This window comes from Citrobacter freundii ATCC 8090 = MTCC 1658 = NBRC 12681, from assembly GCF_011064845.1.
In the GTDB taxonomy this organism is placed as follows: Bacteria; Pseudomonadota; Gammaproteobacteria; order Enterobacterales; family Enterobacteriaceae; genus Citrobacter; species Citrobacter freundii.
On the sequence record NZ_CP049015.1, the window covers coordinates 1,449,747 to 1,468,691 of the forward strand.

Below are 18,945 nucleotides of genomic sequence, written 5' to 3' on the forward strand. Positions count from 1 at the left end.
AAAAAGTACCTGGTAAGGCTCTGTAATGAATCGACAATCATGGCTGCTCAATCTCAGCCTGTTAAAGACCCACCCTGCATTTCGTGCAGTCTTCCTCGCCCGTTTTATTTCCATTGTCTCTCTGGGGCTACTCGGCGTCGCGGTTCCGGTACAAATCCAGATAATGACCCAGTCGACCTGGCAGGTCGGTTTGTCGGTGACGCTGACCGGCAGTGCAATGTTTATTGGTCTGATGGTGGGCGGTGTGCTGGCCGACCGCTATGAGCGTAAAAAAGTGATCCTGCTGGCGCGTGGTACCTGTGGCATTGGCTTTATTGGCCTGTGTTTGAATGCGTTACTTCCCGAACCGTCGTTACTGGCAATTTATCTGCTTGGCTTATGGGACGGTTTCTTTGCTTCGCTGGGTGTGACTGCTTTGCTGGCAGCGACGCCAGCGCTGGTCGGGCGGGAGAATCTGATGCAGGCCGGGGCGATTACCATGCTGACGGTGCGTCTGGGATCGGTAATTTCGCCGATGCTTGGCGGGGTGTTGCTCGCGACCGGCGGTGTGGCCTGGAACTACGGACTGGCGGCGGCGGGGACCTTCATTACCTTACTACCGTTGCTGAGTCTTCCCGCGTTGCCGCCTCCGCCGCAGCCGCGTGAGCATCCGCTGAAATCGCTGCTGGCAGCATTCCGCTTTCTGCTTGCCAGCCCGCTGATTGGCGGTATTGCACTGCTCGGTGGTCTGTTAACCATGGCGAGCGCCGTCCGCGTGCTGTATCCGGCGTTGGCGATTAACTGGCACATGTCGAGTGCGCAAATTGGCCTGCTGTATGCGGCTATTCCGCTGGGGGCAGCCGTGGGTGCATTGACCAGCGGACAACTGGCGCACAGTCTTCGTCCGGGACTGATCATGCTGGCATCGACCGTGGCTTCATTTCTGGCTATCGGTCTGTTTGGCTTGATGCCCATTTGGCAGCTTGGGGTTATTTGCCTGGCGCTGTTTGGCTGGCTAAGTGCGGTCAGTTCGTTGTTGCAGTACACCCTGTTACAGACGCAGACGCCGGAAGCGATGCTCGGGCGAATTAATGGTTTGTGGACCGCACAGAACGTCACCGGCGATGCGATTGGCGCGGCGTTGTTAGGTGGTCTGGGCGCGATGATGACGCCAGTTGCTTCGGCAAGCGTGAGTGGGTTTGGGCTGGTGATTGTCGGTCTTTTACTGCTGCTGTTGTTGGGAGAAGTGCGCCGATTCCGGCAAGTCCCCGTGAATGTCTGATCGCGTTGTGCTCTACGGATTGTAGGCCGGATAAGGCGTTAGCCGCATCCGGCGCTGGCAATTAAAACAGAGCCGACAGACGTTGCAGCAGCAGCATTGCGCTGTAGTAGTCGAGACGGAAGGTTTCCGTACCCAGGGCATAAACACGTTTATTTTGCACGGCTGGCAGATGCGCCAGAAGCGGATTAGCGTAAATAGCATCGGCATCTTTGCTGTCGCCAGCAAACAGGAACAGCGCTTCGCCGTTCAGGCCTGCCGCCAGGTTCTCACCGCCAAGCTGGATGATATCGTGGCGTTTGCCCTGACTCTGGCTGGTATGCAAGTTGGCAGGCAGCGTTGCCAGCGTGAACCCTAACTGCTCCATCAGCTTGCCTTGCGCTGACTCAGGCGTCCACAGGTTGGCGCTGTGCGCCGCGGCGGTATATACCAGCGCGCTGACCGGCTGTGGTGGCAGGGTAATACGTTGCTTAACTGCCTGTAGTTGCTTATCAAACTCGGCAATACGCGCAGCAGCCTGTTGCTCCTGACCGGTAATTTCACCTAACTGGGTCAGCAGCGACTGCCAGCTTTTATCGTCGTAATTAATGATGAGCGTTGGCGCAATGGTGGACAGCTGATCGTACAGCGCGAGGGCAGAATCGCCCCCGGTGGCGCTTACCAGAATCAAATCCGGCATTTGAGCTGCGACGGCCTCGGCGCTAGGTTCGCCGATATACAGGCGGCTCAGTTTGCGTTCTTTTGCCACTTCGCTCCACTGGCGTAAAAAGCCCTGCGCATCGCCGATGCGATTGTTCGGCGTAGTGGCACCGCTGGCGATGACCGGGGCATCAATCGCCAGCAGCGAACCGGTGAGGGTCACGCTGGTGGAGACAATTCGCTGCGGTTTATGCTCCAGCGTATGCGTGCCGCGGCTGTCAGTAACCTGACGCGGCCAGTCGGCGGCGTGACCTGAAGAAATTCCTGAAAGAGATAAACCTGCCAGTAAGAGCACGGTGCGGCAAAAAGAGGGGAGACTCACGAATCAGCTTCCTGTTATCAGTATAAGTAATGCTTCTCATTTTCATTGTTAGCGAGCAAGGATGCAAGCCAAAGTCGCACATTGTGCTACCACAAGAGTTGACATACCGCCGCTTTACTTTTAGGTTAGCGACCGAAAATATAAATGATAATCATTATTAGAGCCTTTATCATTTTTGGAGGATGATATGGATACGTCACTGGCCGAGGAAAAAACGCAGACTATGCCGACGCTCGCTCCCGACAGTTTTTTCTTTATGTCGCCGTACCGTAGTTTTACGACGTCAGGATGCTTCGCCCGCTATGCGGAACCGGCAATTGATGGCGATTCGCCAGACAGCCCTTTCCAACAAAAAATGAACGCACTGTTTGCTGATGCCAAATCACAGGGTATCGCGAATCCTGTCATGGTCGGGGCGATTCCCTTTGATACCCGCCAGCCATCATCGCTGTTTATTCCCCAATCGTGGCAGAACTTTTCTCGTACGGCGAAGCAACAATCATCACGTTACTTTACCGCGCATCAGTCGCTGAACGTCGTGGAACGTAAATCGATCCCGGAACAGGACTTTTTTGAAGATATGGTCGCCCGGGCGGCTGCGCTGACGTCTACTCCGGAAGTCGACAAAGTGGTGTTGTCACGCCTGATCGATATCACCACCGATGCCAACATTGACAGCGGTGCGCTGCTGGAGCGTCTGGTGGCGCAAAATCCAGCGAGCTACAACTTCCATGTGCCGATTGAAGACGGCGGCGTATTGATTGGTGCCAGCCCGGAATTGCTTCTGCGCAAAGAAGGCGAGCGTTTCAGTTCTCTGCCGCTGGCGGGCTCTGCACGTCGTCAGCCTGATGATGTGCTGGATCGCGAAGCAGGGATCCGCCTGCTGGCATCTGAGAAGGACCGCCATGAGCACGAACTGGTGACGCAAGCGATGAAAACGGTATTGCGCGATCGCAGCCGTGAACTGCAACTGCCTTCTTCTCCGCAGCTGGTTACTACGCCGACGCTCTGGCACCTCGGCACGCCGTTTGAAGGTAAAGCCAACGCGCAGGAAAACGCCCTGACGCTGGCGTGCCTGCTTCACCCGACACCTGCGCTGAGCGGCTTCCCACATCAGGTTGCGCGCAAGCTTATCGCCGAACTGGAGCCGTTCGATCGCGAACTGTTCGGCGGTATTGTCGGCTGGTGTGATGCCGAAGGTAACGGTGAGTGGGTAGTGACGATCCGCTGTGCGAAGCTGCTGCGCAATCAGGTGCGTTTCTTTGCCGGAGCAGGAATTGTTCCAGCCTCTTCCCCGGTTGCGGAATGGCGTGAAACGGGGGCCAAGCTCTCCACGATGTTGAATGTTTTTGGACTGCATTAAGAGCCTTGTGGACTGGTTTTAAGGAGCAATAATGAGTATTCCATTCACCCGCTGGCCGGAAGAGTTTGCCCGCAGGTATCGTGAAAAAGGTTACTGGCAGGATTTGCCGCTGACCGACATTCTGACCCGTCATGCCGACAGCGACCATACGGCGGTTATTGATGGTGAACGCCATCTGAGCTATCGCCAGCTGAAGCAGGCCGCTAACAATCTAGCCTGCAGTTTGCGTCGCCAAGGGATTAAACCCGGTGAAACCGCGCTGGTACAACTGGGCAATGTGGCTGAGCTGTATATCACCTTCTTTGCATTACTCAAGCTGGGCGTAGCTCCGGTGTTGGCCCTGTTCAGCCATCAGCGTAACGAACTCAACGCCTATGCCAAACAGATTGAACCGGCGCTGCTGATTGCCGATCGCCAGCATACGCTGTTTAGCGGGGACGATTTTCTAAACGCTTTTGTGGCCGAACACAATTCAGTGCGCGTGGTGCAACTGCACAACGACGAAGGTGAACACAATCTGCAAACGGCGATAAGCCAACCTGCGACTGATTTTACGGCTACACCGTCGCCCGCTGATGAGGTGGCGTACTTCCAGCTTTCCGGCGGGACGACCGGGACGCCAAAGCTGATTCCTCGCACTCATAACGATTACTACTACAGCGTGCGTCGCAGCAATGAGATTTGCCGCTTCACCGGGGAAACGCGTTATTTATGCGCAATCCCGGCGGCGCATAACTACGCCATGAGTTCGCCAGGCGCGCTGGGCGTGTTCCTTGCGGGTGGAACCGTCGTGCTGGCGGCCGACCCGAGCGCTACCCTGTGTTTCCCGCTGATTGAACAGCATCAGGTTAACGTCACGGCGCTGGTGCCACCTGCGGTGAGCCTGTGGTTGCAGGCGATTGCGGAGTGGGGCAGTAATGCGCAATTGGCTTCGCTGAAACTGCTACAGGTCGGTGGAGCGAGACTTTCCGCCACGCTTGCGGCGCGTATTCCGGCTGAGATTGGCTGCCAGTTGCAGCAGGTCTTCGGCATGGCGGAAGGGCTGGTGAACTACACCCGTCTGGACGACAGTCCTGAGCGCATCATCAATACCCAGGGGCGCCCGATGTGTCCTGATGATGAAGTCTGGGTAGCAGACGCTGACGGCAACCCCTTAGCCCAGGGAGAGACCGGACGCCTGATGACACGTGGTCCGTACACCTTCCGTGGTTATTTCAAAAGCCCTGAGCATAATGCCAGCGCCTTTGACGCCAACGGCTTTTACTGTTCCGGCGATCTGATCGCTATCGACCCGGATGGCTACATCACCGTTCAGGGACGCGAAAAGGATCAGATCAACCGCGGCGGGGAGAAGATCGCTGCTGAAGAGATTGAAAACCTGCTGCTGCGCCATCCAATGGTTATCCATGCCGCGCTGGTCAGTATGGATGACGAACTGATGGGCGAGAAAAGCTGTGCCTGGCTAGTGGTAAAAGAGCCGCTGCGCGCGGTTCAGGTGCGCCGTTTTCTGCGCGAACAGGGTGTGGCGGAATTCAAATTACCCGATCGTGTTGAGTGCGTTGAGTCATTACCGCTGACTCCAGTGGGGAAGGTAGATAAAAAACAATTACGTCAGTGGCTGGCATCACGTTCACTGGCCTGAAGGAGAAATAGAAATGGCAATTCCTAAACTGCAGGCTTATGCGCTACCAACGGCGCTCGATGTTCCGGTGAACAAAGTCGACTGGGCATTTGACCCTGAACGCGCCGCGCTGCTGATCCACGACATGCAGGATTATTTTATCAGCTTTTGGGGCGATAACTGTCCGATGATGGAGCAGGTCGTCGCGAACATCGCCGCGCTGCGCCAGTACTGCAAAGAGCATAATATTCCGGTGTATTACACCGCTCAACCGAAAGAGCAGAGTGATGAAGACCGCGCTCTGCTCAATGATATGTGGGGACCGGGCCTGACGCGTTCGCCGGAACAACAAAAGATTGTTGAGGCGCTGGCGCCGGATGAAGCGGATACCATTCTTGTGAAATGGCGTTATAGCGCATTCCATCGCTCCCCGCTGGAACAGATGCTCAAGGAAACCGGGCGTAATCAACTGATCATTACCGGGGTGTATGCACATATTGGTTGTATGACCACCGCAACGGACGCTTTCATGCGTGACATCAAGCCGTTTATGGTTGCCGATGCGCTGGCGGACTTTAGCCGTGACGAACACTTGATGTCGCTGAAATACGTGGCGGGACGTTCCGGGCGTGTGGTTATGACCCAGGAATTATTACCGACGCCGGTTCCGGCCAGTAAAGATGCGTTACGCAGCATTATTCTGCCGCTGCTGGATGAGTCCGAAGAGCCGATGGATGACGAAAACCTGATCGACTATGGGCTGGATTCCGTGCGCATGATGGCGCTGGCGGCGCGTTGGCGTAAGGTTCATGGTGATATTGATTTCGTGATGCTGGCGAAAAAACCGACCATTGACGCATGGTGGGCTCTGCTCTCCCGCGAGGTGAAGTAATGGCCGGATTTGATTTTGCCGGGAAAACCGTCTGGGTAACCGGGGCGGGAAAAGGGATTGGCTACACCACGGCGCTGGCGTTTGCGAATGCAGGTGCTGAGGTGACTGGATTCGATCGCGAATTTCCTCAGGATAACTACCCGTTTACGACCGAAGTGCTGGATGTGGCGAATGCTGGACAGGTAGCTGAGGTGTGCCAGCGCGTCCTCAAAGCGCGCGAGCGTTTGGATGTGTTGGTCAATGCCGCAGGTATTTTGCGTATGGGTGCCACCGATGCGCTAAGCGCTGAGGAGTGGCAGCAGACGTTTGCGGTTAACGTTGGCGGAGCGTTCAATCTGTTTCAGCAGACGATGGCGCAGTTTCGTCGCCAGCAGGGCGGGGCGATCGTGACCGTCGCGTCGGATGCGGCGCACACGCCGCGTATCGGCATGAGTGCTTACGGTGCGTCAAAGGCCGCGTTGAAAAGCCTGGCTCTGACCGTCGGACTTGAACTGGCAGGCAGCGGTGTGCGTTGTAACGTGGTTTCTCCGGGGTCGACCGATACCGACATGCAGCGTACGCTGTGGGTCAGCGATGACGCGGAGCAACAGCGCATTCGTGGATTTGGCGAGCAGTTTAAGCTTGGGATTCCGCTGGGGAAAATCGCCCGGCCGCAAGAGATCACCAACACTATTTTATTCCTCGCTTCCGATCTGGCCAGCCACATTACATTACAGGATATCGTGGTGGACGGCGGTTCCACGCTGGGGGCATGACGATGATCTGGAAACGTCATTTGACGCTGGATGAACTCAATGCCACCAGTCAGAACACGATGGTGGCGCATCTGGGAATGGTCTATACACGACTGGGTGATGATGTGCTGGAAGCCGAAATGCCGGTGGATAGCCGAACGCATCAGCCGTTTGGCCTGCTGCATGGCGGCGCGTCGGCGGCCCTGGCGGAAACGTTGGGTTCGATGGCGGGTTATCTGATGACGCGCGACGGGCAGTGTGTCGTGGGGACGGAACTAAACGCCACGCATCATCGGGCGGTATCGCAGGGGAAAGTACGCGGCGTTTGTCAGCCGTTGCATCTTGGGCGTCAAAATCAAAGCTGGGAAATCGTCATCTTTGATGAGCAGGGACGACGCTGCTGCACCTGCCGTTTAGGCACGGCGGTTATGGGGTGAGGTTACCCGGCAAAGTAAAATGAAATTGCAGAGTTAACAGGTAAATGAAGTGATCCAGTTAACAATGCAATGTAAATAGTCAGTGATGTCTCAGGTTTATGTGGTTGTCAGGTTGTTAAAATCAGGAAAGATGTTATAGAAACAAAATGTAACATCTTTCTGGATCACGCAAACGGACAACAACTATGAATAAATCAGGGAAATACCTCCTCTGGACATTGCTCTCCGTTATCGGAGCATTTGCCCTGGGATATATTGCGTTAAATCGTGGTGAACAGATCAACGCGTTGTGGATAGTCGTGGCGTCAGTCTGTGTCTACCTTATCGCTTACCGTTTCTACGGCCTGTACATCGCGAAAAATGTACTGGCGCTGGACCCGACGCGTATGACGCCAGCCGTGCGTCATAACGATGGTCTGGATTATGTACCCACCGATAAAAAAGTACTGTTTGGTCACCATTTTGCAGCGATTGCCGGAGCGGGTCCGTTAGTTGGACCGGTGCTGGCGGCGCAAATGGGCTATCTGCCGGGTATGATCTGGCTGCTCGCCGGGGTGGTACTGGCAGGGGCGGTGCAGGACTTCATGGTGCTGTTTGTTTCTACCCGTCGCGATGGTCGTTCCCTTGGCGAACTGGTGAAAGAAGAGATGGGCCCTACGGCGGGTGTTATTGCGCTGGTAGCCTGTTTTATGATCATGGTGATTATCCTCGCGGTACTGGCGATGATTGTCGTGAAAGCGCTGACCCACAGCCCGTGGGGAACTTACACCGTAGCGTTCACTATCCCGCTGGCGATTTTTATGGGGATTTACCTGCGCTATCTGCGCCCGGGCCGCATTGGTGAAGTGTCGGTTATTGGTCTGGTATTCCTGGTGTTTGCCATTATTTCCGGCGGCTGGGTAGCGGAAAACCCGACCTGGGCACCGTACTTTGACTTTACCGGCGTACAGCTGACCTGGATGCTGGTGGGCTACGGTTTTGTCGCCGCCGTGCTGCCAGTGTGGCTGCTGCTGGCCCCGCGTGATTACCTCTCTACCTTCCTGAAAATCGGAACCATTGTTGGCCTGGCGGTAGGGATTCTGATCATGCGTCCGACGCTGACCATGCCAGCTCTGACCAAGTTTGTTGACGGTACTGGCCCGGTCTGGACCGGTAACCTGTTCCCGTTCCTGTTTATCACCATTGCATGCGGTGCGGTATCTGGCTTTCATGCGCTGATCTCCTCCGGTACCACGCCGAAGATGCTGGCGAATGAAGGGCAGGCTTGCTTTATCGGCTACGGCGGAATGCTGATGGAATCCTTTGTCGCCATTATGGCGCTGGTTTCCGCGTGCATCATCGATCCGGGCGTGTACTTTGCGATGAACAGCCCGATGGCGGTGCTGGCTCCTGCGGGCACGGTTGATGTAGTGGCTTCTGCGGCACAGGTAGTCAGTAGTTGGGGCTTTGCTATTACGCCAGATACTCTGCACCAAATCGCCAATGAAGTGGGTGAGCAATCCATTATCTCCCGCGCAGGTGGTGCGCCGACGCTGGCCGTCGGGATGGCGTACATTCTGCATGGCGCACTGGGTGGCATGATGGATGTGGCGTTCTGGTATCACTTCGCCATTCTGTTTGAAGCTTTGTTTATTTTGACGGCGGTTGATGCCGGTACACGCGCTGCGCGCTTTATGCTGCAGGACTTGCTGGGCGTGGTGTCACCGGGCCTGAAACGAACCGATTCGTTGCCTGCGAACCTGCTGGCGACGGCGCTGTGCGTGCTGGCCTGGGGTTACTTCTTACACCAGGGTGTGGTGGATCCTCTGGGTGGTATTAATACCCTGTGGCCGCTGTTTGGTATTGCTAACCAGATGCTGGCCGGTATGGCGTTGATGCTCTGTGCTGTGGTGCTGTTCAAGATGAAACGCCAGCGCTACGCGTGGGTGGCACTGGTCCCAACCGCCTGGCTGCTGATTTGTACCCTGACCGCTGGCTGGCAGAAAGCGTTTAGCCCGGATGCAAAAATCGGCTTCCTGGCTATCGCCAACAAATTCCAGGCGATGATCGACAGCGGTAACATTCCGGCGCAGTACACCCAGTCGCAGCTGACGCAGCTGGTGTTTAACAACCGCCTGGATGCGGGTCTCACCATCTTCTTCATGGTAGTCGTTGTGGTGCTGGGTCTGTTCTCCATCAAAACTGCGCTGGCAGCATTGAAAGAGGACAAACCAACTTCGAAAGAGACGCCGTACGAGCCGATGCCTGAGAATATCGAAGAGATCGTGGCGCAGGCGAAAGGCGCGCACTAATATTCTCTTAACCAATGAGCCCTCTCCTGAACGGGGAGGGCGTTTGTACGACAGGGAATCACTATGTTTGAAACACTCGCCAAAGCCGGGAAGTATTTAGGTCAAACCGCCCGATTAATGATAGGTGTGCCGGATTACGACAACTATGTTGAACATATGCGCGTCACGCATCCGGACCAAACGCCAATGACCTACGAAGAATTTTTCCGCGAGCGCCAGGATGCGCGATATGGGGGGAAAGGCGGCGCGAAGTGCTGTTGATTTTTTGCCGGATGGCACTGACGCTTATCCGGCCTACAACATCGCATTTGCCGTTATAATTAGTCGTCGTAGGCCTGATAAGGCGAAGCCGCTATCAGGCATCCCATACCCTAATCATACCGTAAACGACTCTACCTTTTCGAATGCTGCGCGCAGTGTCTCCGGCGTTAACGTTACCGGCAGGGCGTGAATGGACTCCACCGGGCGCAGGGTGTGCGTAATCACTTTGTCGATTTCTGCGCGATTATTGATGTCCACGTCCAGTTGAGCTAATCGGGTGGGCAGATTGAAGCGCTGATAGGCGGTAATTAACTGCGCCAGCACGGCATCTTGTCCCAACAACGCACTCTGCACCAGGATGCCGTACGCGACTTTAGTGCCATGTAAAAACTTCTCTGTTTGTGGGAGGACGGTCAGGCCATTGTGAACAGAATGCGCCGCCGCCACGCGGGTGTAGCGCTCGCCCAGACCACCAACCATGCCGCCTCCGGCAATAATCGCATCCACTACATCGCAAAACGTGCGGCTTAACGAGCCTTGTTGTTTGTCTGTCAGCGCCTGCTCGCTGCTTTCCAGCAGGACGTCGCGGATCGTCTGCGCGGCATCGATACCCAGACGAACAGTTAATGGCAGGTTTTCCGGCTGAGGCGCAAGCACGACGGCCTCGTACCACTTCGCCAGCGTGTCGCCGATCCCCGCCAGTAGATATTCCTCTGGCGCATTGAGAACGATCTCGGGTTCGACCAGAACGAGGAAATTGGCATCAGGGAAAATTTCAAAATGCAGCGCCTGGCCTGCATCGTTATACCAGACGGAGAGCGGCGTCCAGGCGGCGCAGGTCGCCGCAATCGTAGGAATACCGACAAACGGCAGATCCAGACGACGGGCCAACGCTTTAGCGGTGTCGAGCAATGTTCCTCCGCCCACGCCAATCACGACGCTGCGATTATCTCCCGACTCTTTTGCCAGTTGAGCAACATCGGTTTCGCTGCAATGTCCCGTAAACAGCAGGCGCTTAGCCTCGGCGAGATGAAATGTCTCTGGCAGATAAGGGCGGGCCGCATCGATAGCGCGCTCACCATAAACCCACACGGCGCGTGAAAGTTGGTCGGTAGTGAAAAAATCGTTGAGTCTCGACAGGCTGCCGGGATGGGAAAAATAGTTGGCCGGGCCGGTGACGACGCGAATCTCTGTATTACTCATGTTGTGTTGTCCTTTGGCTGTCCTGTCCAGGCAGGTTATTTTTATATAGACGTCTGAACGTCTTGATTGCCAAATACTAGCATCGTGTTATAGTGGCTTCAACCACAACATCACACGCTGGGATAACAATAATGAGTAATAACCCGCTGATTCCGCAAAGCAAACTGCCTAACCTGGGCACTACTATCTTCACGCAAATGAGTGCGCTGGCGCAGCAGCATCAGGCCATTAATCTCTCGCAGGGATTTCCTGATTTTGACGGTCCGCTCTTTTTGCAGGAGCGTTTGGCGTATCACGTCGCGCACGGTGCAAACCAGTATGCACCGATGACGGGCGTGCAGCCGCTGCGCGAAGCCATCGCGGATAAAACGGCAGACCTGTACGGCTACAAACCCGACGCGAATAGTGAAGTGACCATCACGGCGGGGGCCACAGAAGCGCTGTATGCCGCGATCACTGCGCTGGTGCGCCCAGGTGATGAGGTGATTTGTTTTGACCCGAGCTACGACAGCTATGCGCCTGCGGTTGAATTATCCGGCGGGGTGGTTAAACGTATCGCGCTGCAACCACCGTCTTTTCGCGTCGACTGGCAGGCTTTTAGTGCCTTACTCAGCGACCGTACCCGATTGGTTATCCTGAACACGCCACATAATCCTTCTGCCACCGTGTGGCATCAGGCCGATTTTGACGCGCTGTGGCAAGCAATTAAAGAACGCGAGATCTTTGTCATCAGCGACGAAGTTTATGAGCATATCTGTTTCGCCAGGCAAGGGCATGCCAGTGTGCTGGCACATTCAGAGCTGCGGGAACGCGCTGTTGCTGTTTCATCGTTTGGTAAGACCTATCATATGACCGGCTGGAAGATTGGCTACTGCGTTGCGCCAGCAGCCATTAGCGCTGAGTTACGCAAGGTACACCAGTATCTGACGTTTTCTGTCAACACGCCGGCTCAGTTGGCACTGGCGGATATGCTACGAGAAGATCCTGCACACTATCGCGAGCTGCCTGCGTTTTATCAGAAAAAACGCGACGTGTTGGTGAACGCGCTGCGTGACAGCCGACTGGAAATTCTGCCGTGTGAAGGCACGTACTTTCTGCTGGTCGATTACAGCGCCGTTTCCACGCTTAACGACGTGGAATTTTGCCAGTGGCTGACCACTGAAGTGGGCGTTGCGGCGATACCGCTGTCTGTGTTCTGCGCCGATCCTTTCCCGCATAAACTGATTCGTCTCTGTTTTGCCAAGCAAGAATCGACGCTGTTAACAGCAGCTGAACGTCTGGTGTCGCTGTAGCTATTTCACCGTCCAGGCTTTGGAGAATCGACGGTCGGCGAACAACTCTTGCAGACCGTTGATTTGCTTCAGGCGTAACACCTCGTCGTCGTCCATGCCGAGATCCTTGCTAATTCTTTCTTCACTCCATCCCAGTTGCGATAGCTCGCGGACAATCTCGGACATGGCGTGGATTTGATGACGCCCACGGGCGCGGTTGTGGCGAATGGTCGCCGCCATACGCTCATGGCGTTCTCGTTCTAAACAGGCAACCGGCAGGTATCCTTTAAGCCTGGGCCTCAGTGAGGCTTTGGCTTTACCTAACTCGTGGCGGTGGAAACCGTCGACAATTTCGTATTCCTCTGCCGTTGAGTGAACCACCACAATGGGCTGTGTAAACCCGTCTGCTTCAAGGGACTTCAGCAGCAGCTTTTTCTCCGGTGGCGCAACGTTATTGGGGTTGTAGTCATTGGGTGAAATGTGATCATTTTTAACCCAAAGTACGCAATCTACGGGTTCCTCGCGAAAGGGACTGACGCTGTGTATCGCCCGCCTGAATTCATTGATGGCTTCAATTCGTTCTTCTTCTGACAGGCCAGAAAGAAAGCCGAGGAGTTCGTGAGTTAGTCGGTGTTGCATAAGATTCCCCATTCCTGGCGTTTTGTTTTCATACGTTCGTTATAGCGTTGGTAGTTTTTGGGTTTCGTTGGACTGAATGAAAGTGCCCGACACCAGTAATCATTATTCAACAGGACTTTGCAGATACGTCGCCATGAAGGAATATCTTTCGAACCAATATCGCCTTCCTGAGTTTGCGGGATATTATCCATGCCTTTTTTCTTATACCACTGCAAATAGACGGCGATTTTATTGCGGTAATGCTCTGCGGTAGTCTCCGGCATGCTGTTCAATAGCAGCATGGCATATTCCTGCCAGCTTAAATGCTCTGGTTTAAGTATTTTCCGATGACCGTAAAAATGGTTGTCATGACCGGCATAAATCCCCCCGCTTTTAACACCGCTGACACGGGCGCACATAGCCGCCCAGCGCTCGGGTTCAATGACATGATATAGCCATAATCCCTGACGCTGTTCCGGGCCAAAGGGTTCGCAAATTCGCATATATCGTGTCGGGACCCCGGCCTGGTACATCAGATTATACAGGGGGTTACACGGCAATTTTGACTTCGCAAACCACGTCCAGATGTCGGCTGTTTTCCAGTCATACAGCGGGTAAATATACCAGGTGTGTCCACCAGGTGCTGCAGTCGTCCACGGCTTGTCATCGGCAAAACGCTGCTTTTGCGAGTTGGCAATGGCAACAAAGCGGTTATATGACTCATCGGCGCGGATGCCCACCATCATGGCAGCCGGTCGTTTCTGCGAAAACCAGTCAGCGAACTCACGAACAAATTGTTCAAAGGTCATGCCGGGTTGATAGAAGGAGAAATATTCAGGATCGGTTATGGCATCTGCGGGCGGCTGGCGAACCCATTGCGTACCCGGCTCCCAACACTGCCATTCGGGTTGAAATTGTGACAGTGAATTCTGCGTCGTCAGCGGTAATGCCACCCAATAGAAATTTTCGATGACATCGGAATAACTCTCGCGCAGCGCCTGGATATAATCGATAGTGCAGGAAAACTGCGCCTCCCAGTCGATAAACAAGACGTTTATTTTTTTCTGTAACTGGCGGGCAATGGCGGCGGTTAGATGTAACATCAGCCCCGAATCTTTACCTCCAGAGAAAGAAACGCAAATGCGTGGCAGAGCCTCAAGCGTCCAGGCGATACGATCCTGTGCGGCTTCGAGAACGTTTTGATTCAATGGTATTTTATAAACAGACATATCAAGACCATATCAGAGATTTTTATTGTTTGTATTAATAAGAGATGCACATTATTACGATATGCCAATTTATATAGTATGCAATATTTAAATATATATTTAATTTATATGTGTTGCCTTGTTACATTCTGAAAATGAATTAAATGTACTGATGAGAAGTTGCAATACGATTTACAGACTTTCTGAGGAGATTTGATTTATATATGCAGCGAATGCTTTGTTGTTAAGCGACGCCCTGTTATACATTAAAAATAGCTGGACGCTGGGTAGATTAAAGTCAACACTAATCTCTTTGAGATTAAGTGCAGTCGCATAGTGATCGTACATTAATTTAGGAATCAGGCCAATAATATCCGTGCTGGAAATAATATTAACGATTGATGTCAGAGAATCGCTACTAAATCCAATCTTACGATTAACAAAAAAAGTATTGGCTTGTGATTGACATTCTTTAATACCTTTCTCTTCGGTGAGTAAGAAGGTGAATTGCTCTTGCATAATTTGTTGCAGGGTGCTTGAGTCATTCATTCTGGGATGGTCTTTTCTGCAAATCAAAACACTCTCGATAGTCTTAAAAGGGATGCAAACGACGGAACGGTTATGGACCGGCATCATCGTAACCACCATGTCGGCCTTGCGGTAAGCCAGTATGTTTTCAGCAGTTTCTGCCGACATTAAGATATCGTGATGTTCCACTTCAATATCTGAATCTTGTACCAGAGCATGAATTAATGTCGTCACATTTACAGTGGTTGTAAGTTGTGGGCTGTAAATAATGAATTTATTTTTCAGCTGGGCACCATGCATGATGCTTATTGTTTGCTCCAGGTGATTAAGGTTTTGCTCAAGATGATGATGAAGATTAATACCCGTCACCGTGGGCGTAATACCTTTGCCGGAGCGAATAAATAAAGGGTCGTTAAACTGCGTACGCAGTCGTTGCAATGACTGACTTACAGCTGATGGCGTGATGTACAGCGTTTCTGCAGCCTTGCTGATGCTCAAATGTTGATATATGCATTCAAATATAATCAACAGGTTGAGATCGAACTTTTTGAGGTCATAGAGGTTAGCCATGCGTACCTTCCTGTGATGGTAATGTAGTGAAAAATTCAATTGTGGAATAGTTTAAATGGTAGTTATTCTTGAAATTTATGTTTGTGTGCTTAATGAATAATTAACTTTAGCTAAAATAGCACAAGTTGCGTAATTTTCAGCAGGAAAGTTAATTTAAATGAGTGATTGATATGAGAACGATAACAATCACTCATCTTGTTACTTTTGTTTATTTCCCATGATAATGTTTAATTTTTCTTTATCCGGTAAGCCTACTTCCTGTTGTAACGTATCGTCTTTACTCATGTAATAGATAGCCGGCGTTACGTTGGCCCCCAAATCATCCATCAACTTTTGGTTGATATTCAGTAACTTCATTTGCTCCGCAGGGACCGAAGCCGGGATTTCCAGCTTCATTTTCCCACCGGATGCCTCATAGTCATGCCAGGTTTTGGCCGGATCTTTGGTTGCCAGAATTGCAGCGGCGGTGGCCGGACTTTCAGGTTTAATTACGCCAACCAATAATGTACGCAACTGAACTTTACCGGATTCTACCCACGGACGCGCCTGCTGCCAGAACTGTTTACAATAGGGACAGAAGGGATCGGCAAACACGTACACAATAACCGGTGCCTCTTTTTTCCCGTCCAGAATCCACGACGCTTTTTCCATTCGCTGCCACATTTCACGTCCGGCAGGGGCATAGATCTCTTTTTCTATGAGCGCATTACTGAGGTTTTCGCCTTTTTCATTATACATGTAGCCGGAGATGGCATGTTTACCGTCAGGCGTGACATAGATAGTGACCCCCATGTCCTGGTATTTTCCCAGATAGCCTTTCATTCCACCCAGTGCATCGAAAGGCTTCAGGATGGTAATGCCCTGTTTCTCAATAGCTTTAACGGGAGCAGGTAGTTCTTCGGCATGCACCACGGCAGGGAGCAGGGTTAAAAGTAAGGTACGTTTAAACATTGATTTTCCTTATAAAATCAGCAGGAAAGGGGGCTTAATTGCAAAACCTATCGCAGCCATAGGTAAGATCGACGGTCCGTCGATTGCCCTTTCTTGAGTTGGGTGATGTAATCCCAATCGCTGTTACGACCTTTGTTAAGGTAATGTAGAGCGCAACACATAGCCAGCCCTGCTGGCACTGACGTTACCTGCGGGTAGCTCGGGTAATGAGGCTCCCTGCATAGGGGGCCTTTTTTACTTTTGTCTTTTAGGTTCGATTGAGTAAGTTGTTAGTTAACGCTTATTGATTTGATAAAGGAAACGCATTAGCCCTGCTAAGAGATTTTCGTTAACTTATCTCTCAACGAAAACACGGAGGAAGTACAGATGTCTTTGATTAATACCAAAATTAAACCTTTCAAAAACCAGGCGTTCAAAAACGGTGAGTTCATCGAAGTAACCGAGAAAGATACCGAAGGTCGCTGGAGCGTCTTCTTCTTCTACCCGGCTGACTTTACTTTCGTATGCCCGACCGAACTGGGTGACGTTGCAGACCATTACGAAGAACTGCAGAAACTGGGCGTAGATGTGTATTCCGTATCTACTGACACCCACTTCACCCACAAAGCATGGCACAGCAGCTCTGAGACCATCGCTAAAATCAAATACGCGATGATCGGCGACCCGACTGGCGCCCTGACCCGTAACTTCGACAACATGCGTGAAGATGAAGGTCTGGCTGACCGCGCAACCTTCGTTGTTGACCCGCAGGGTATCATCCAGGCAATCGAAGTTACTGCTGAAGGTATCGGCCGTGATGCATCTGACCTGCTGCGTAAAATTAAAGCTGCACAGTATGTCGCTTCTCACCCTGGTGAAGTTTGCCCGGCGAAATGGAAAGAAGGTGAAGCAACCTTAGCTCCATCTCTGGACCTGGTTGGTAAGATTTAAGTCGCATAATTTGTAGGCCGGATAAACGTAGTGCATCCGGCATTCCACAGGCGCAAATCTGCGCCTGTTTTATTCCAGCACCATGACGCAAGTTGCATTAATGCAGTCCTGCAAAATCGGCTTGCATGATGATGTTTTCAGAGAGGGAAGAAGAATGCTCGACACAAATATGAAAACCCAGCTCAGGGCTTATCTTGAGAAACTGACCAAACCTGTTGAGCTGATTGCTACGCTGGATGACAGCGCTAAATCGGCAGAAATCAAGGAACTGCTGACTGAAATTGCTGAACTGTCAGAAAAAGTCACCTTTAAAGAAGACAATACTCTGGCGGTGCGTAAGCCATCGTTCCTGATTACCAATCCTGGTTCTCACCAGGGACCGCGTTTTGCCGGTTCTCCGCTGGGTCATGAGTTTACCTCTCTGGTGTTGGCTCTGCTGTGGACTGGTGGTCATCCGTCAAAAGAGGCGCAGGCGTTGCTGGAGCAGATCCGCGATCTCGACGGTGATTTTGAATTTGAAACCTATTATTCGCTCTCCTGCCACAACTGCCCGGACGTAGTGCAGGCGTTGAACCTTATGTCGGTACTGAACCCACGTATCAAACATACGGCGATTGACGGCGGTACATTCCAGAATGAAATCACCGATCGTAACGTGATGGGCGTTCCGGCGGTATTTATGAACGGCAAAGAGTTCGGCCAGGGTCGTATGACGCTGACTGAGATCGTGGCGAAAGTGGATACCGGCGCAGAAAAACGTGCAGCTGAAGAACTGAATAAGCGCGATGCTTATGACGTGTTGATTGTCGGTTCTGGTCCTGCGGGGGCGGCGGCAGCGGTGTACTCTGCACGTAAAGGCATTCGCACCGGTCTGATGGGCGAACGTTTTGGCGGTCAGGTTCTTGATACCGTTGATATTGAAAACTACATCTCAGTACCGAAAACTGAAGGTCAGAAACTGGCAGGTGCGCTGAAAGCACACGTTGATGATTATGATGTCGATGTGATCGACAGCCAGAGCGCAAGCAAACTGATCCCAGCAGCGCAGGAAGGCGGTTTGCATCAGATTGAAACAGCCTCCGGCGCGGTGCTGAAAGCACGTAGCATTATCATCGCCACCGGCGCGAAATGGCGCAACATGAACGTTCCGGGTGAAGATCAGTATCGCACCAAAGGTGTAACCTATTGCCCGCACTGTGATGGTCCGCTGTTTAAAGGTAAGCGTGTTGCGGTAATTGGCGGCGGTAACTCCGGCGTTGAAGCGGCTATCGACCTGGCAGGTATTGTTGAACATGTGACGCTGCTGGAGTTTGCTCCTGAAATGAAGGCAGACCAGGTGTTGCAGAATAAGCTTCGCAGCCTGAAAAATGTCGACATCATTCTGAACGCGCAAACGACAGAAGTGAAAGGCGATGGCAGCAAGGTCACTGGCCTGGAGTATCGTGACCGCGTGAGCGGGGATGTTCACAATGTGGAACTGGCCGGTATCTTTGTACAGATTGGTCTGCTGCCGAACACCAACTGGCTGGAAGGCGCCGTTGAACGTAATCGCATGGGTGAAATCATCATCGATGCCAAGTGCGAAACCAGCGTGAAAGGTGTTTTCGCTGCCGGTGACTGCACCACCGTACCGTATAAGCAGATTATCATCGCGACCGGTGAAGGCGCGAAGGCCTCGTTGAGTTCGTTTGATTATCTGATTCGCACGACAGTAGCATAAAAAGAGTAAGACTCACCTGCAATGCCAAAACCGCCAGTCATCCGCTGGCGGTTTTTTATTTCCATATA

The 18,945-nt window shown here is 52.6% G+C and carries 17 protein-coding genes; 11 read left to right on the forward strand and 6 right to left on the reverse strand.

Going from position 1 to position 18,945, the window contains the following annotated elements; all coding sequences use genetic code 11:
- Positions 1-25 precede the first annotated feature (25 nt).
- Entirely contained in the window at positions 26-1,261 is a 1,236-nt protein-coding gene (gene entS / locus G4551_RS06890) for an enterobactin transporter EntS (protein WP_003835645.1), read from the forward strand.
- A gap of 61 nt (positions 1,262-1,322) precedes the next feature.
- On the opposite strand, the gene fepB is transcribed toward entS, so the two are convergent.
- Positions 1,323-2,279, reverse strand: coding sequence for a Fe2+-enterobactin ABC transporter substrate-binding protein (fepB, locus tag G4551_RS06895; RefSeq protein WP_003835643.1), 957 nt, complete (start codon positions 2,277-2,279; stop codon positions 1,323-1,325).
- A gap of 187 nt (positions 2,280-2,466) precedes the next feature.
- Between fepB and entC the strand changes: the two genes are divergently transcribed.
- From entC to G4551_RS06930, 7 genes are all read left to right on the forward strand, one after another.
- On the forward strand, positions 2,467-3,642 hold the full coding sequence (gene entC, locus G4551_RS06900; protein ID WP_003835641.1) for an isochorismate synthase EntC: 1,176 nt from the start codon (positions 2,467-2,469) through the stop codon (positions 3,640-3,642).
- Between the two features lie 31 nt (positions 3,643-3,673).
- On the forward strand, positions 3,674-5,284 hold the full coding sequence (gene entE / locus G4551_RS06905) for a (2,3-dihydroxybenzoyl)adenylate synthase EntE (RefSeq protein WP_003835639.1): 1,611 nt from the start codon (positions 3,674-3,676) through the stop codon (positions 5,282-5,284).
- A 13-nt stretch (positions 5,285-5,297) separates the two neighbouring features.
- Positions 5,298-6,155 carry an isochorismatase gene (locus G4551_RS06910; RefSeq protein WP_003835637.1) on the forward strand — a complete coding sequence of 286 codons (858 nt, stop codon included), beginning with the start codon at positions 5,298-5,300 and terminating at the stop codon, positions 6,153-6,155.
- Positions 6,155-6,910 (forward strand): 2,3-dihydro-2,3-dihydroxybenzoate dehydrogenase EntA, encoded by a 756-nt coding sequence (entA, locus tag G4551_RS06915; protein ID WP_003022049.1) that lies wholly within the window; start codon positions 6,155-6,157, stop codon positions 6,908-6,910. The genes G4551_RS06910 and entA overlap by 1 nt, the downstream gene beginning before the upstream one ends.
- A 2-nt stretch (positions 6,911-6,912) precedes the next feature.
- Positions 6,913-7,326, forward strand: coding sequence for a proofreading thioesterase EntH (gene entH / locus G4551_RS06920; RefSeq protein ID WP_003022055.1), 414 nt, complete (start codon positions 6,913-6,915; stop codon positions 7,324-7,326).
- A 185-nt stretch (positions 7,327-7,511) separates the two neighbouring features.
- On the forward strand, positions 7,512-9,617 hold the full coding sequence (cstA, locus tag G4551_RS06925) for a pyruvate/proton symporter CstA (protein WP_003835633.1): 2,106 nt from the start codon (positions 7,512-7,514) through the stop codon (positions 9,615-9,617).
- 63 nt (positions 9,618-9,680) lie between these two features.
- Positions 9,681-9,878, forward strand: coding sequence for a YbdD/YjiX family protein (locus G4551_RS06930; protein WP_003022064.1), 198 nt, complete (start codon positions 9,681-9,683; stop codon positions 9,876-9,878).
- Between the two features lie 114 nt (positions 9,879-9,992).
- On the opposite strand, the gene G4551_RS06935 is transcribed toward G4551_RS06930, so the two are convergent.
- Positions 9,993-11,081: an oxidoreductase gene (locus G4551_RS06935; RefSeq protein WP_003835631.1), complete on the reverse strand. Its 1,089-nt coding sequence runs from the start codon at positions 11,079-11,081 to the stop codon at positions 9,993-9,995.
- Between the two features lie 131 nt (positions 11,082-11,212).
- On the opposite strand from G4551_RS06935, the gene G4551_RS06940 reads away from it, so the two are divergent.
- Complete coding sequence (locus G4551_RS06940) at positions 11,213-12,373, forward strand: pyridoxal phosphate-dependent aminotransferase (RefSeq protein ID WP_003835629.1); 1,161 nt, start codon at positions 11,213-11,215, stop codon at positions 12,371-12,373.
- On the opposite strand, the gene G4551_RS06945 is transcribed toward G4551_RS06940, so the two are convergent.
- From G4551_RS06945 to dsbG, 4 genes are all read right to left on the reverse strand, one after another.
- The gene (locus tag G4551_RS06945; RefSeq protein ID WP_003835627.1) at positions 12,374-12,991 is read right to left on the reverse strand and encodes an IbrB-like domain-containing protein; all 618 of its coding nucleotides are present in this window, start codon (positions 12,989-12,991) and stop codon (positions 12,374-12,376) included.
- Entirely contained in the window at positions 12,976-14,199 is a 1,224-nt protein-coding gene (locus G4551_RS06950; protein WP_003835626.1) for a phosphoadenosine phosphosulfate reductase, read from the reverse strand. Before G4551_RS06950 ends, G4551_RS06945 begins: the two co-directional genes overlap by 16 nt.
- Before the next feature lie 171 nt (positions 14,200-14,370).
- The gene (gene citR, locus G4551_RS06955) at positions 14,371-15,276 is read right to left on the reverse strand and encodes a DNA-binding transcriptional repressor CitR (protein ID WP_003835623.1); all 906 of its coding nucleotides are present in this window, start codon (positions 15,274-15,276) and stop codon (positions 14,371-14,373) included.
- A 198-nt stretch (positions 15,277-15,474) separates the two neighbouring features.
- Complete coding sequence (gene dsbG / locus G4551_RS06960; protein WP_003835621.1) at positions 15,475-16,227, reverse strand: thiol:disulfide interchange protein DsbG; 753 nt, start codon at positions 16,225-16,227, stop codon at positions 15,475-15,477.
- Positions 16,228-16,593: 366 nt separating this feature from the next.
- Here dsbG and ahpC point away from each other — a divergent pair, with 366 nt between their 5' ends.
- Complete coding sequence (ahpC, locus tag G4551_RS06965; RefSeq protein WP_002894394.1) at positions 16,594-17,157, forward strand: alkyl hydroperoxide reductase subunit C; 564 nt, start codon at positions 16,594-16,596, stop codon at positions 17,155-17,157.
- Between the two features lie 154 nt (positions 17,158-17,311).
- The gene (gene ahpF, locus G4551_RS06970) at positions 17,312-18,877 is read left to right on the forward strand and encodes an alkyl hydroperoxide reductase subunit F (RefSeq protein WP_003835619.1); all 1,566 of its coding nucleotides are present in this window, start codon (positions 17,312-17,314) and stop codon (positions 18,875-18,877) included.
- Positions 18,878-18,945 lie beyond the last annotated feature (68 nt).

What these genes read in the sequence shown, in the direction of transcription:
- entS (WP_003835645.1), top strand. Translation starts at nt 26, where the DNA reads ATGAATCGACAATCATGGCTGCTCAATCTCAGCCTGTTAAAGACCCAC.
- entC (WP_003835641.1), top strand. Translation starts at nt 2,467, where the DNA reads ATGGATACGTCACTGGCCGAGGAAAAAACGCAGACTATGCCGACGCTC.
- entE (WP_003835639.1), top strand. Translation starts at nt 3,674, where the DNA reads ATGAGTATTCCATTCACCCGCTGGCCGGAAGAGTTTGCCCGCAGGTAT.
- G4551_RS06910 (WP_003835637.1), top strand. Translation starts at nt 5,298, where the DNA reads ATGGCAATTCCTAAACTGCAGGCTTATGCGCTACCAACGGCGCTCGAT.
- entA (WP_003022049.1), top strand. Translation starts at nt 6,155, where the DNA reads ATGGCCGGATTTGATTTTGCCGGGAAAACCGTCTGGGTAACCGGGGCG.
- entH (WP_003022055.1), top strand. Translation starts at nt 6,913, where the DNA reads ATGATCTGGAAACGTCATTTGACGCTGGATGAACTCAATGCCACCAGT.
- cstA (WP_003835633.1), top strand. Translation starts at nt 7,512, where the DNA reads ATGAATAAATCAGGGAAATACCTCCTCTGGACATTGCTCTCCGTTATC.
- G4551_RS06930 (WP_003022064.1), top strand. Translation starts at nt 9,681, where the DNA reads ATGTTTGAAACACTCGCCAAAGCCGGGAAGTATTTAGGTCAAACCGCC.
- G4551_RS06935 (WP_003835631.1), bottom strand. Translation starts at nt 11,081, where the DNA reads ATGAGTAATACAGAGATTCGCGTCGTCACCGGCCCGGCCAACTATTTT.
- G4551_RS06940 (WP_003835629.1), top strand. Translation starts at nt 11,213, where the DNA reads ATGAGTAATAACCCGCTGATTCCGCAAAGCAAACTGCCTAACCTGGGC.
- G4551_RS06945 (WP_003835627.1), bottom strand. Translation starts at nt 12,991, where the DNA reads ATGCAACACCGACTAACTCACGAACTCCTCGGCTTTCTTTCTGGCCTG.
- G4551_RS06950 (WP_003835626.1), bottom strand. Translation starts at nt 14,199, where the DNA reads ATGTCTGTTTATAAAATACCATTGAATCAAAACGTTCTCGAAGCCGCA.
- citR (WP_003835623.1), bottom strand. Translation starts at nt 15,276, where the DNA reads ATGGCTAACCTCTATGACCTCAAAAAGTTCGATCTCAACCTGTTGATT.
- dsbG (WP_003835621.1), bottom strand. Translation starts at nt 16,227, where the DNA reads ATGTTTAAACGTACCTTACTTTTAACCCTGCTCCCTGCCGTGGTGCAT.
- ahpC (WP_002894394.1), top strand. Translation starts at nt 16,594, where the DNA reads ATGTCTTTGATTAATACCAAAATTAAACCTTTCAAAAACCAGGCGTTC.
- ahpF (WP_003835619.1), top strand. Translation starts at nt 17,312, where the DNA reads ATGCTCGACACAAATATGAAAACCCAGCTCAGGGCTTATCTTGAGAAA.